The organism is Candidatus Coatesbacteria bacterium, assembly GCA_014728225.1.
Taxonomy (GTDB): Bacteria; RBG-13-66-14; RBG-13-66-14; order RBG-13-66-14; family RBG-13-66-14; genus WJLX01.
The window spans coordinates 1-12,954 of the sequence record WJLX01000045.1; the positions used below are offsets into that span (position 1 = coordinate 1).

At 65.9% G+C, this 12,954-nt stretch carries 12 protein-coding genes; 8 read left to right on the top strand and 4 right to left on the bottom strand.

Features of this window, described 5'->3' with window-relative positions:
• Window positions 1–201 precede the first annotated feature (201 nt).
• The 4 genes from GF399_03255 (at window position 202) to GF399_03270 (ending at window position 3,927) form a co-directional block, all read left to right on the top strand.
• The gene (locus tag GF399_03255) at window positions 202–1,230 is read left to right on the top strand and encodes a hypothetical protein (protein MBD3399330.1); all 1,029 of its coding nucleotides are present in this window, start codon (window positions 202–204) and stop codon (window positions 1,228–1,230) included.
• Between the two features lie 72 nt (window positions 1,231–1,302).
• Window positions 1,303–2,490: a type II secretion system F family protein gene (locus tag GF399_03260; protein MBD3399331.1), complete on the top strand. Its 1,188-nt coding sequence runs from the start codon at window positions 1,303–1,305 to the stop codon at window positions 2,488–2,490.
• A 159-nt stretch (window positions 2,491–2,649) separates the two neighbouring features.
• The gene (locus tag GF399_03265; GenBank protein MBD3399332.1) at window positions 2,650–3,360 is read left to right on the top strand and encodes a hypothetical protein; all 711 of its coding nucleotides are present in this window, start codon (window positions 2,650–2,652) and stop codon (window positions 3,358–3,360) included.
• A gap of 36 nt (window positions 3,361–3,396) precedes the next feature.
• Window positions 3,397–3,927 (top strand): hypothetical protein, encoded by a 531-nt coding sequence (locus GF399_03270; GenBank protein ID MBD3399333.1) that lies wholly within the window; start codon window positions 3,397–3,399, stop codon window positions 3,925–3,927.
• 935 nt (window positions 3,928–4,862) lie between these two features.
• On the opposite strand, the gene GF399_03275 is transcribed toward GF399_03270, so the two are convergent.
• Together GF399_03275 and GF399_03280 are read right to left on the bottom strand one after the other, a co-directional pair.
• Window positions 4,863–5,063 carry a disulfide oxidoreductase gene (locus GF399_03275; protein ID MBD3399334.1) on the bottom strand — a complete coding sequence of 67 codons (201 nt, stop codon included), beginning with the start codon at window positions 5,061–5,063 and terminating at the stop codon, window positions 4,863–4,865.
• Between the two features lie 40 nt (window positions 5,064–5,103).
• On the bottom strand, window positions 5,104–5,292 hold the full coding sequence (locus GF399_03280) for a DUF1858 domain-containing protein (GenBank protein ID MBD3399335.1): 189 nt from the start codon (window positions 5,290–5,292) through the stop codon (window positions 5,104–5,106).
• Window positions 5,293–5,534: 242 nt separating this feature from the next.
• Between GF399_03280 and glmM the strand changes: the two genes are divergently transcribed.
• From glmM to GF399_03295, 3 genes are all read left to right on the top strand, one after another.
• The gene (gene glmM / locus GF399_03285; protein ID MBD3399336.1) at window positions 5,535–6,893 is read left to right on the top strand and encodes a phosphoglucosamine mutase; all 1,359 of its coding nucleotides are present in this window, start codon (window positions 5,535–5,537) and stop codon (window positions 6,891–6,893) included.
• Window positions 6,886–7,359 (top strand): tRNA (N6-threonylcarbamoyladenosine(37)-N6)-methyltransferase TrmO, encoded by a 474-nt coding sequence (gene tsaA, locus GF399_03290; GenBank protein MBD3399337.1) that lies wholly within the window; start codon window positions 6,886–6,888, stop codon window positions 7,357–7,359. The genes glmM and tsaA overlap by 8 nt, the downstream gene beginning before the upstream one ends.
• 720 nt (window positions 7,360–8,079) lie before the next feature.
• Entirely contained in the window at window positions 8,080–9,135 is a 1,056-nt protein-coding gene (locus GF399_03295) for a hypothetical protein (protein ID MBD3399338.1), read from the top strand.
• On the opposite strand, the gene GF399_03300 is transcribed toward GF399_03295, so the two are convergent.
• A complete protein-coding gene (locus GF399_03300) occupies window positions 9,117–9,536 on the bottom strand; it encodes a glutathione transferase (protein MBD3399339.1) in 420 nt (139 codons plus the stop codon). The genes GF399_03295 and GF399_03300 overlap by 19 nt on opposite strands.
• A 524-nt stretch (window positions 9,537–10,060) precedes the next feature.
• Window positions 10,061–11,101, bottom strand: a complete 1,041-nt coding sequence (locus tag GF399_03305) for a hypothetical protein (GenBank protein MBD3399340.1) — start codon at window positions 11,099–11,101, stop codon at window positions 10,061–10,063.
• 143 nt (window positions 11,102–11,244) lie between these two features.
• Here GF399_03305 and GF399_03310 point away from each other — a divergent pair.
• Window positions 11,245–12,954: tetratricopeptide repeat protein (locus tag GF399_03310; protein MBD3399341.1), on the top strand; the 1,710-nt coding region annotated here is incomplete at its 3' end.

Here is a 12,954-nt window from a genome sequence, read left to right on the forward strand (position 1 = left end):
CGCCGGGCCCGGCGCAGTCACGCTTGTTGCATTCCGGGTTCTCCCCCGTGGGGGTGAGAACCCGGGCAACAATCGCGCCTGCGCCTTTGCCGTTGACGGTGGTTTCGGGTTTATCGACCCGGCGGCACTCGCAACAAGCCCGTGGTATTGCGGAACGCCGCGCCCTTCCAGACCGGCGGTCAATCTGCTATCCTTGGACCCATGAGTGCAGAAGAAAAGCAACCCTCCGCCGTCGGCCTGTTCTCTGGTGGTCTGGACTCCCTGCTGGCGCTGAAACTGGTCTGCGACCTCGGCGTGCGGGTGACGGCCCTGCACCTGGTGTTGCCGGTGCAGCCGGGGGGGGGCGATGAGCCGGAGTATCTGGAGCGCCGGGCCCTGGAGCTCGGCGCGGCGGAGTTCCGCAGCCACGACCCGGGGGCGGCCTTCCTCGAGATCGTCAGGCAGCCGCAGTACGGTTACGGCAAGAACGCCAACCCCTGCCTGGACTGCCGCCTGCTGGCCCTGCGGACGGCCGGGGAGTTGATGGAGGAGCTGGGGGCGGATTTCGTCTTCACCGGCGAGGTACTGGGCGAGCGACCGATGAGTCAGCGCGGCGACGCCCTGCGCCGGTTGGAGAAGCTGGCCGGTCTCGAGGGTCGGCTGTTGCGGCCGCTGTCGGCGAAGCTGCTGCCGGAGACGGAGGCGGAACGGGCGGGGCTGATCGAGCGGGAGCGGTTGCTCGATCTGCGCGGCCGGGGGCGCAAGCGGCAGTTCGAGCTGGCGGCGGCCTGGGGGATCGGCGACTACCCCTCCCCGGCCGGGGGCTGCCTGCTGACCACGCCGGGCTACGCCGACCGGATCAGGGACGCCCTCGAGCACGGCGATCTGGGCCGGGACGATTTCGAGCTGTTCCGCCACGGCCGCTTGCTGCGCTTGCCCGGCGGGGCCAAGCTGTCCCTGGGGCGCAACAAGGCCGACAACGCCGCCCTGGCCGGGGCCGCCCGGCCCGGCGACCTGCTCCTGGACACCCCCTACCCGGCGCCTTTGGGGCTGTTGCGGCGGGGGGACGGTGAACCGGCGACGGCGGACGTCGAGCTGGCCGCCCGCTGCCTGGCCGGTTACTCGAAGTGCCCGGCCGACTGCGCCGTTCGCGTACGGCGCGTGACCGCCGCGGGCGCGACCGACCTGACAACACTCACGGTGGAGCCCCTGGACAAGTTTGCTCCCGGCCTGCGCGAGCTGCTGGTCTGACGGGTGCGTTGACGCCCCCGCCGCCGGTTAATATAATCAGCATTCGACTCCGACCCGCCCGGGAGGGCCGCGATGGCCAAGTTCATCTACCGTGGACGCGCCGCCGACGGGGGCAGTGTCTCCGGCGAGCTGGAGGCGCCCGACGAGGAGGCCGTCCTGACCGCCCTGCGCGCCCGGGGGATCCTGGTCACCGCCCTCGAGCCCGCCGCCTCCCGCAGCATCCGGGTCAAGCGCCGCGACCTCGTCGTCTTCACCCGCCAACTGGCCACCATGCTCGCCGCCGGCCTGCCCCTGGTCCAGACCCTGGGCACCCTGGCCGAGCAATCCCCCGAGGGGCTGGCCGAGATCGCCGTCGACATTCGCCGCCAGGTCGAGGCCGGCCAGACCCTTTCCGCCGCCCTGGGCCGCTACCCCCGGACCTTCGATCGCCTGTTCTGCGCCCTGGTGCGCGCCGGCGAGGTCTCGGGCAATCTCGAGGTCATCTTCGAGCGCCTGGCGGGCTACCTCGAGCGCTCCGATTCCCTGCGCCGCAAGGTCCGCGGCGCCCTGGCCTACCCCGCCGTCGTCCTGGGGATGGTGATTCTCCTCGGCCTGGGGTTCATGATCTTCATCATCCCCCTGTTCTCCGACATCTTCACTGCCTTCGGCGCCCAACTGCCCCTGCCGACGCGGATCGTCGTCGCCCTGAGCGAGTTCTTCCAGCAGTATTTCTACATCCCGATCCTGCTGGTGGTCATCATCTGGGCCTTTATCAAATTCTACGGCAACACCGCCGAAGGGCGCTTGAGTCTGGACCGGCTCAAGCTGCGCCTGCCGATCTTCGGTGAGCTGTTCACCAAGGTCTCCGTGGCCCGTTTCGCCCGCACCCTGGGCACCCTGGTGCGCTCCGGCGTGCCGATCATGGACGGCCTGGCGATCACCGCCGCCACCGCCGGCAACCGGGTCATCGAAAACGCCGTGCGCCGCACCCGCAAGCAGGTCGGCGAGGGCCGAACCTTCGCCGAACCCCTGGACGAGACCGAGGTCTTCCCGCCCCTGGTGGTGGCCATGGTCGCCGTCGGCGAGCGCACCGGGCGTCTCGAAGAGATGCTCAACCGGGTGGCCGCCTTCTACGACGACGAGGTCGAGACCGCCGTCAACAACCTCTCCAGCCTGCTGGAGCCCATCCTGATGATCGTGATGGGCCTGGTCGTGGGCGGCCTGGTGATCTCGATGTACCTGCCGATCTTCCAGATGCCCGGGGTCATCGGCGGCGCCTGAGCACCGCACCCACGTCGACCGATTTTCTCCTGGCCTCTACCTTCCCCCGCGTGTTAAAATACCCTCCATCAAGCCGTTGAACCTTCAGCATCCAAGCCGAATTCATCCGTCCAGTCCGTCAACCGACCCCGCGGTCGGCACCCCAGGAGGCTTTCTTCCGTGAGTTCAAGCCAACGGGGCTTCAGCCTGGTAGACCTGATGATCATCATCGCCGTGGCCGCGGTGGTGGCGGCTATCGCCATCCCCAGCATCGCCAACGACCGCCGCGACGAGAACGCCGCCGTCTGCCAGGAGCACCAACAGCAGATCTCCGAGTGGATCGCCAAGTACGTCACTGCCAAACAGCAGGTCCTCCAGGAGCAGAAGCAGGAGATCAAGGCCGCCGTCGCCGACTTCCTGCTCAACAAGCTCGAGGAGGAACAACCCACCGTCGACGGTGAGCTGCAGGCCGAGACGACCTTCCCCAACGCCGGACTGCTCATCGAGGCCGGCTATCCCCGCGAGACCTTCGTCAACCCCTACGCGCCCGCGGGTACGCCCCCCGGCACCGGGTTCGAGATCGAGATCGACACCGACCAAAGCGAAGAGGGCCAGACCAGCTACGAGGTCAAAATCACCAGCACCAACAACTACCGCATCGGACCCTCCGGCGGCCTGCTCTCCGATCCCGACAGCCGACCCAACGCCCGGGAGCTCATCGACTTCGGCGCCCCCGAAGACATCTTCTACTGCCCCGAACGGGCCGAATTCGATGAACCCCTCGGGATGGATTACGCCCTGCGCGGGGTCACCGGCGACGTCGAGTGCGCCACCGACTCCAAGGGCGACCGCCACGATCCCAACGCCCAGTACCAACACACCCTCGACTGAGCCGTCTCCTAAACCACCGGCAATGGAGCCCGACCGATGACCAAAGCAGACAGCCAAACGCAGAAGAAAAAACATCTGCCCTGGGTCGAAATCCTGATCTTCCTCGCCCTCGCCGTGATCGTCTTCGCCGTCGTTCAACCCAACTTCGCCGAATACGATCAGGCCATTCAGACCACCCAGTGCAAGGAAAACCAGCACAACATCCAGCAGGCCGTCTACCTCTGGCTCAACCTCAACGGCAAGTCCACCGTCAGCCGCGGCGTCGGTGAAGAAGGCGACGTCGAGGTCCACGATATCTTCGGCAACAACGTCACCGGCATGCTCCACTACTCCGACACCCACCCCAACGCCCAGGACCTCATCGCCATGGGCGTCGACGAGAGCATCCTGATCTGCCCCGAGGTCGGCCCCGGTGAGAACTGCCTCGGACGCCACTACTGCTACAAAGACTCCGACGGCGCCGTCGAATGCGCCGTCGACGCCACCGGCAAGGCCCGCCTGCTCACCGACGAGATCAACCCCCAGACCGGCGAGTTCATCACCGCCGCCGACTACTACCACGACTAGGGGCTACCGCCGGGGCTGGGCGGGTAGCCCTCTCCCTGCGTCCGCCCCTGTGCTGCCCTAGCGCCGACTACCACCACGACTAGGGGCTACCGCCGGGGCTGGGCGGGTAGCCCTCTCCCTGCGTCCGCCGTTGTGCTGCCCTAGCGCCGACTACCAACACGACTAGGGGCTACCACCGGGGCTGGGCTGGTAGCCCTCTCCCTGCGTCCGCCGTTGTGCTGCCCTAGCGCCGACTACCAACACGACTAGGGGCTACCGCCGGGGTTGGGCTGGTAGCCCTCTCCCTGCGTCCGCTCCTGTGCTGCCCTAGCGCCGACTACTACCACGACTAGGGGCTACCGCCGGGGTTGGGCTGGTAGCCCTCTCCCTGCGTCCGCCCCTGTGCTGCCCTAGCGCCGACTACCATCACGACTAGAGGGCTACCGCCGGGGTTGGGCGGGTAGCCCTCTCCCTGCGTCCGCTCCTGTGCTGCTCTAGCGCCGACTACCACCACGACTAGAGGGCTACCGCCGGGGTTGGGCGGGTAGCCCTCTCCCTGCGTCCGCCCCCGTTCAACCCTACCGCCGACTACCATCACGACTAGAGGGCTACCGCCGGGGTTGGCTTGGCGGTCTCGGTCGGACAACAACCATCTTAAAAACACCGCCGCCGAACCCGGGGCATTCGATCGGTCGACCGGCCTACCGGATCAACAGGCACTGAAAACGGAGCGACCGCGCCAAACCCGTCAGAGTTGACCAACGCCCTCGACAGTCTCCCCGGGGACTTCCCCGGATAATCAACCGAATCGGGTCCGCCGACCCGGTTCGGTTTACTCAAAGCATTCCTCGGCCGGCCGCGGCGCCGTTTCACCGACCTCACTTCATCGGGATAAAAAACCAACGCAGACGGGACGGCGCGCGCCGTCCCGTCTCGTCGATCTCTCCCGTCGACGCTTAATCCAACAGGGCGTTGAGCTTAACGATCAGCTCCTCGATGTCCAGGCCGTGGAGCAGGGCGTAAAGCTCGAGGGTGCCGTCCTCCGAGGCCGGACACTCCCGGCAGTCGCCGTGGGCCACGGTCTGCAGCTCGGCGGCGATGCGCTCGGAGCGCGAGATGGCCTGGGCTACGGTGGTGTCTTTGGTGATCGGCTCCACGGTGAACCCCCCGGTTGACGCCTAGCTAGGTTCGACAAGCCTACTCCGCCGCCTCGGCGGCTTTGTTGAGGTCGACCATCAGCTTGCTGAGGTCGGTGATGCCGTGACCGGCGGCGCCCTGCTCGATGGTCTCGAAATTGGCCACATGACAGCCCACGCAGTGCAGGCCGTGGGCCATGAAAACGGGGATCGTCTTGGGGAACTTCTTGACGACGTTCTCGATGATCATGTCTTTGGTGATGGCTTCGCTCATGGCTCTCCAAGGTCGGTCCGCCGCGGGGACGGTTTTCGTCGTTGGTGATAACGTCTGCAACAAGTATTGTAGCCGATGAATCAGCTTTTTGCAATCCAGCCGGTCGGGTATTATCCCCGGGTCTGGAACGTTGACAGCCCCGCCGCCCCTTCCCTATACTTAAAGGGAATAAAATACGTCAGCACACCGAGATACCGCCTCGCTCCCGGAGGAGATCAATGTACCGCCGTTTCACCGTTTCCGGCGCCCGCGGCGTCGTCGGCGAGGGTCTCGAGCCCCGGCTGGCCCTCGAGCTGAGCGCCGCCCTGGCCGAACTCCTCGACGACGGTCCCGTCGTCGTCGGCCGCGACAGCCGCACCAGCGGACCCGTCTTCCGTCACGCCGTGTTGGCCGCCCTGCTGGGCGCGGGACGGCGCGTCATCGACATCGGCGTGGTCACCACCCCGACCACCCAGTTGGCCGTCGAGTGGCGCGAGGCCGCCGGGGGGATCATGATCACCGCCAGCCACAACCCCATCAGCTGGAACGGCCTCAAGTTCATCGGCCCCTCGGGCAGCTTCCTGACCCCGGAGCGGGTCGAGAAGATGAAGACCTTCCTCGCCGAGGGGACCGCGCCCTGGGTCGGTCATGCCGACATCGGCGTCGAGCTGCGCTGGGACCACGCCGTCGAGCACCATATCGACGCCGTCTGCGACCTGGTCGACACCGAGCTGATCGCCGCCGCCGGCCTCGAGGTGGCCGTCGACTGCTGCGGCGGCGCCGGCGGGGTGATCATCCCCGACCTCCTCGAGCGCCTCGGCGTGATCCACCGCGACCTGGGCTGCCGGGCCGACGGCCGCTTCACCCGGGACCCCGAACCCCTGGCCGCCAACATCGGCGAGCTGGCCGACCTCGTCGCCAAGAGCGACTCCGTCCTCGGCCTGGCCTTCGATTCCGACGTCGACCGCCTGGCCCTCGTCGGCGCCACGGGAACACCGCTGGGCGAGGAGCGCACCCTGCAACTGGCCGCCCTGTCCGTCCTCGAGGGCGCCGACAAACCCGCCGGACTCGAGATCGCCTGCAACCTCTCCACCAGCCGCTGCCTCGAGGACATCGCCGCGGCCCACGGCGCCCGCGTCCTGCGCGCCCCCGTCGGCGAGGTCAACGTCGTCGAGCTGATCCGCGCCCGGGGCTGCCCCGTCGGCGGCGAGGGCAACGGCGGCGTCATCTACCCCCGGCTCCACCTGGGCCGCGACGCCGTGATGGCCACCGCCCTGATCCTCGAACAACTGGCCCGCACCGGCAAGACTCCGGAACAGAACCTGGCCCCCTACCCCGACTACGAGATCGTCAAGGTCAAGCAGCCCGTCCCCGATCCCGCGACCCTCGAGCGCGCCTACGAGCACCTGCGCGGCCACTTCCCCGACGCCGAACGCGACGAGCGCGACGGCCTGCGCCTGGCCTGGAAGGACCGCTGGCTCCACCTGCGCCCCTCGGGCACCGAGCCCGTGGTGCGCATCTTCGCCGAGGCCCCCGACCGCGCCGCCGCCGAGCAACTCGTCGAGATCGGCCGCGCCCTGCTCAACGGCGATGAGTAACCCCGAACCCCTCCAGGTGCCCGTCATCGGCGTCTGCCGCACGCCCTACGCCGCGCGTGGCGAGGCCCCGCGCCAGGGCCGCCTGCGCCCCGAGGTCGAAGGCCGCCTCGAGGTCTTCCCCGACTACGCCCCCGCCCTGGACCAGATCGAGCGCTTCTCCCACCTCATCGTGCTGTTCGCCTTCGACCGCTACCCCTCCGCCGAGCGCAGCCTGACCGGCCGGCCCCCCGGCGCCGGGATCACCGCCGGGGCCTTCGCCTGCTGCACCCCGCGGCGCCCCTCCGGCCTGGGTCTCGACGTCTGCCGTCTACTGCGCCGCGAGGACCGCACCCTTATCGTCGCCGGCGTCGATATGCTCGACGGCAGCCCCCTGGTCTCCATCCGTCCCTACCTGACCAGCGTCCACAGCTTCCCCGAAGCCGCGGGGGGCTATCCCGGCCTGGAGCGGGAACGCCGGCGGGATTGAATCACCGCCGGTCAACCACCGCCCCGGGGACTACTCGCTGAGATACCGATGCGCTTCAACGGCGCCCCGCTAAGAGAACACGGAAAAACCTTCGCCGTCGCCGTTCTCAACCGACCCATCCTCTCCCCGCCCGTCCTGCTCCCCGCCCGTCCTGCGCGAGGGTCACCTCGCCGTGATCGGGCGGTTCTTCCCCGGTGTGCCGATCGTCATCGCCGCCCGGGTCGGGGAACGTTGAGACCAATACGGCCCCGACGACCTCGTCGAGATCATCCACAAGCTCGATCCCGCCAGCCTCCCCCGGCGGGAGTGCGACTCCGCCGCTGACAAAAACGGCGAAGGGTAACGTCGTCAGCAGATGTCGGGCTGGATCAGCGACACGACGGGTGGTAGATGCCGAGACAGAGGCCGATCCACGGGGCGGCCCACCACATCCGGCCCTCGATGGCCGAGCAGCCGGTAACACGGCGCCGGCGCGCGTTTGTGCGACGACGGACCGTAACAGGTCCGTCGTCAATGCACAAACCGTGACGGCCCGACGGCCGCGCCTGGATACGTCCGGCTCGGTTACTCCAACGGATACGCGAACACCAACCGCGTCAGCGTTCGCTCAATCTCGCGCGGGGTCTGGTGACCCCCGCCGTTTGCTTACCCACGGAACGCCCCGCTTGCCACCGGCGTAGAAGAACAATACCCCTTTCAACCCCCAACCGGGAGGCCGGGATGAACAAGCGAGACTGGATCCTGCTGGTGGTCCTGTTACTGGCGACGACGCCGACGGCGCGGAGCCTGGAGACGAGCATCGAGGCGCCGACAAGGGCCGCGCCGCTGGAGGTCGTCGACGACTTGCGGCTGGGCGCGCCGACCGCCGTCGGCGGGGCCCTGGTCTACGGCGTCTATCGCGAGGCCTGGCCGGATTCGATCTACCTGACCCTCTCCGAGGCGGCGGGCAACGACTGGGTCGAGCTGCGCGAGCTGGAGAGCGCCGAGGTCAACACCGTCGAGCTGGCCTGGAACGTCGCCGAGCCCCTGGTGATCCTGGCCGGGCAGATGATCCGCGGGGCCCAGCAGGACCGCGTGGTGGCCCGGGACCTGCTGTTGACGGGCTCGGGTTCGGGTCCGCTGCCGGTGTATTGCGTCGAGGCGGGCCGCTGGTCGGGCGCGGCGGAGTTCGCCGTCGACGGCAAGCTGGCGGCCAACGACGTCCGCGCGCCGGTCAACGCCCAGGACGACCAGGGCGAGGTCTGGGCCAAGGTGGCCCGGGTCCAGGAGCGCACCGGGACGATGTCGAGCACCTCGGCCTACCGGGTGGTGCTGGAGTCCGAGGAGGTGTCGGGACTTACGGAGCAGCTGGAAGAGATCTTCGCCGAGCTGGCCGACGACGGGGCCTGCGGGGTTCTCGTGCTGGGCGACGGCCTGCTGGTGGGCGTCGACACCTTCATCAACCCGGGACTGCTCGGCAAGCTGGCTTCCGAGGTGGCGGCGGCCTACGCCCCGGCGCTGGCCGTCCTCGAGGAGGACGAGGTCGCTCACCCGGAGCCGGGCAAGCTGGCCGCCGAGTACCTGCGCAAGCTGGCCGAGCTGACCTGGACCCGGCGCGACGGCGACGGAGTGAGCGCCGGGCAGTTCTACGTCCTCGACGCCGAAGACCTGACCGGCGGCATGCTGGGGCGGGACCGAGAGCCCGTCCACCTCTTCGCCACCACGGTGCGGGAGGGGGATTCGACGAGCAGCCGGACGAACCTCCAGGTTCCGCAGAATCAGGTCTTCGAGCGGTAGACCTCGAGGCCTTCCCAGCCGTCGTCCCGGGCGGCGCGCAAACGATTGGTCAGGTTCGAGGTGTGCAGCTCGAGCTTGTGGCCGTTGGGGTCGCAGAAGTAGAGCGAAGCGCCCTCGCTGCGGTTGGACTGCCAGATCTCGGCCCCGGAAAGGATGATCCTGCGGCTGAGCTCCGGGAAGTCCTCCGGGTCGATGTCGAAGGCGATGTGCGAGTACTCGCGCGGGGCGGCGTTGCGCACCTCGGGGTCGACGATCAGGGCGATCCAGATACCGCCGGCCAGCAGGTAGGCGCCGCCGGACCACTTGGCCATCGGATCGCAGCCCAGAACCTTGGTATAGAAGTCCAGGGATTCGTCGAGGTCGCGCACCGAAAGGGTGAGATGGTTGATACCGGTGATCATCGGTCCCCCAGATGGTAGGTGATTGAACCGCGAGACAATAGCATAGGTCGGTCTTGATCTCTGTGACACGAACAACAGCGACCCCGCTAACCCGGGGTCGCCGTCGTTTTATCGAACAAGGCCGTTCAGGGGCGCACCGGGGCCCACTCGGGGATCAAGCGTCGCCGGGCGGCCGTTTCCGGCTCCCGAACCGGCTTCTTCAACGCCCGCTCGCGCGCCGCCGCGACGGCGGGCTCTTCCACCGCCGACAGCGCCAGGGCCCGCAGCGCCTGCTCACCCTGGAGCTGGACCGTCTGGGCCCGGCTCTGGTCAGCTTCTCTGCGCTGTAGAGCCCAACCCCGGTGAAATCAGTCTCCGTCGGCGACGGCAGCCCGGCGCAGGAACGCTCGGCTCCGCAGCGCCCGGCCTGTCGGCGCGCCGTGACCACACTGTCGGTGCTGGATAACTGCAACCCGCGCAGCCGTGCCTCCTCGAACCGCTCCAGGATCCGCGTCCAGGCCGTCCTCGTCCAGCAAGGCCATCAGTCATCCCTCGTGGTGGACGCGGAAGCGCAGCAGCGCCCCCACTCCGCCGTGGCTCTTCAGCTCCTCGGCCCGCCCGGGCACGTGCTCGACGTGGGCGGCCGTCGTCTCGGCGCGGCCGGTCAGCTCCTCGGCCAGCCCGGCGTCGACGCTCTCGTCGAGGAGCAGCACGTCGACGGCGCCGTAGGTCAGCGAGCGCTCGACGGCCTCCAGCCCGCCGACGGCCAGGCCGCCGCGGCGCAGCTCGCCGCTGAAGCGCCCCAGCAGCTCTTCCTCCTGGGCCCGCTCGGCGGACTCCATCACGGTCGCCAGGCGACCGACGAGGTCGTCCTCCCCGGCGCCGACGTCCCAGGGCACCCGGCCGATGATCCGCTCGACAAGCGCCTTGGGCAGGTCGCGCTCCAGATCCGCCAGCATGCGCTCCCGGCCGACGAGGATGATCCGCCGCACGCCATCCTCGCGGAAGATGCGCTCGGCGCGCTTGACCGTCTCGACGACGAGGTGCTTGATCTGCTTGGCCCGGCGGCGCTGGTAACGCATCTGCGACCAACCCCCCACCTTGACCAGGTTCTTGATCTGTTTGCTCAGCGAGTCGCGGTCTTCCAGCGTGCGGCCCGCAGCGGTGTAGATCCGCGCCCCCGTGGCGTCCACGGCGATGACCCCCACCGGCTCGTACTCGTCGAGCTGGACCGCCAACGGGTGGATCAGCGCCTCGTTATCGATGACGACGCGGTTCTCCGGCGGCGCCGGCAGCTCCACCGCCCGCACCAGGTCCGCCCCCAGATCGCAGAAGACCGCCAGCCCCGGACCGTCGTAGCCGTGGGCGTGGCGCTCGTTGATCTCGGCTCGGGCGAACTCCAGCGAATCGGCCAGGGCCGCGCGCTCCGCCGGCTCGAGGTGCGGCTCCAGCTTACTCGTCTCGCGCTCCAGGAAGGTCTTGGCGCGGTCCCAACCCGCGCTCAGGTCCAGGTAAAGGCTCAGTACGCTGCGCTCGGTCTCGGCCAGGGCGGCCAGCTCGGCCAACAGCTCTTCGGTGATCCGCAAGGTTCCCTCCGGGTCGGGGTGGGGGTCGGTGATTGACGATTGGAGTATAGCAGGTGGGGCTGAAGAAGTCCTCACGGGCGTGATATACTAAGACTGTGGACATACTCGATTCAGACTATAGTCTTCATTCCTAAAGGAGTGAGATGGATCTAACACCTAATGCTGCCACCAGAATGGAAAAGAACTTTGTCGATCGACAGGAGTATTTATCTATCTTTGATAATGAATTTAACAATGTTGATAATAACTCCTCAAGAGTTCTCGTCTTATACGGTCAGCCGGGAATAGGCAAAACAGCTCTAAGTATCAAATTAAGACAGCATTGCAATACTAACGAACAAGCACCAGTAGTTGCAAGATATTCTTTCAAGGATGGCTATCAAGGGAAATTAAATGTGTTGGATACACTCGCCAACGATATTTGTACTGATACAAATAGTTACAATATGTACTACTATTACCTTGCACAAACTGTCTATTATGCCTTGCAAAAGAGACGACCTGAAAACCCACGTATACCAGATAAATATTGCAATCTGTTATCTAAGTTACCTTTTTTGGGTTTGGCTGTCGATTTATTTACCGCCATCACTAACTATGCTTGGGAGGAATTAAAGATATTCTTAAGTAAAGAGAAGACGGTATTCCGGGGTTTTCTGCAAAGCCTGAAGCGCGATCAGATTATCGACAACCTGCCCCGCTATTTCGCCTGCAATCTGGCGGACGAGACTAAAGAGGGGCGCAAGGCCGTCGTCATCCTCGACACTATGGATAAGGTGCCGGACAACGATGATGATAATCGAAAATGGCTGCGGACCCTCGTCAACAACGCCAAGGGAACACTGTTTGTGCTTACCGACCGCCGGGAGCTGGATTGGTCGGGATATACCGTAGCAGCGCCGATCCGACAGGAAGAGGTCGGTGAATTGGCAGAAGAAGACCAGCGGAAATTGATCAAAAATGTCGGTATCCGGCAACCCGAGATCGTCGACGCAATGGTCGAGGGTTCTTGCGGCGTGCCTTTCTGGCTGGAGCTCTGCCTGGATATGTATGATAACGATCAACGTAATCCCGAGGACTACAAGGGAAACCGGCGGGAGTTGCTCGACCGCTTCCTGAACAGCATGCCCGTTGCGGACAAACACACTCTGGAGCGGTTGGCCTGCGCCGTGTCCTTCGATCACGAGCTCTTCACCACCCTGGTCGAGCGGTTCGGGACCGGCTTCGACAATCCCGAAGACCGTTTCCAGGTTTTCTTGCTCTACCGCTTTCTCCAGCCGGTATCGGGCAAACAGGGCGCCCCGGAGCGCTACGTCATCCACGACCTGCTGCTGAGGCATATCCGGGATAGACTCAAAGAGGAAGAACCGACCAAATGGGGAGAAACGAACGAGTTTATTCTCGACTATTATTATAGTATCGGTAAAAAACTCAAGGATGACGGACACTACTACACTGCCGAGCATTACTGGGAGTTGGAAAAGAACCAAGCTGAAGACTTCTACGGGCGGGAAGACACACGAACGGCAACCAGCTACAACAACCTGGCCGGGCTTTATCGATCCCAGGGGCGCTACGCCGAGGCGGAGGACTTCTACAACAAGGCCCTGGAGATTGACCGAAGTGTCTATCCCGACAACCATCCCGAGATCGCTACAGACATGAACAACCTGGCCTTGCTTTACGAATCCCAGGGGCGCTACGCCGAGGCGGAGGACTTCTACAACAAGGCCCTGGAGATACTGAAAAACGCTTACGAAGCAAACCATCCTTACATCGCAACCAGCTACAACAACCTGGCCGGGCTTTACGAATCCCAGGAGCGCTACGCCGAGGCGGAGGACCTCAATAAC

Bases quoted from the DNA above. Each gene is read 5' to 3' on its own strand.
- glmM (MBD3399336.1), top strand. From the start codon at position 5,535: ATGTACCGCCGTTTCACCGTTTCCGGCGCCCGCGGCGTCGTCGGCGAG.
- GF399_03255 (MBD3399330.1), top strand. From the start codon at position 202: ATGAGTGCAGAAGAAAAGCAACCCTCCGCCGTCGGCCTGTTCTCTGGT.
- GF399_03270 (MBD3399333.1), top strand. From the start codon at position 3,397: ATGACCAAAGCAGACAGCCAAACGCAGAAGAAAAAACATCTGCCCTGG.
- GF399_03300 (MBD3399339.1), bottom strand. From the start codon at position 9,536: ATGATCACCGGTATCAACCATCTCACCCTTTCGGTGCGCGACCTCGAC.
- GF399_03280 (MBD3399335.1), bottom strand. From the start codon at position 5,292: ATGATCATCGAGAACGTCGTCAAGAAGTTCCCCAAGACGATCCCCGTT.
- tsaA (MBD3399337.1), top strand. From the start codon at position 6,886: ATGAGTAACCCCGAACCCCTCCAGGTGCCCGTCATCGGCGTCTGCCGC.
- GF399_03295 (MBD3399338.1), top strand. From the start codon at position 8,080: ATGAACAAGCGAGACTGGATCCTGCTGGTGGTCCTGTTACTGGCGACG.
- GF399_03260 (MBD3399331.1), top strand. From the start codon at position 1,303: ATGGCCAAGTTCATCTACCGTGGACGCGCCGCCGACGGGGGCAGTGTC.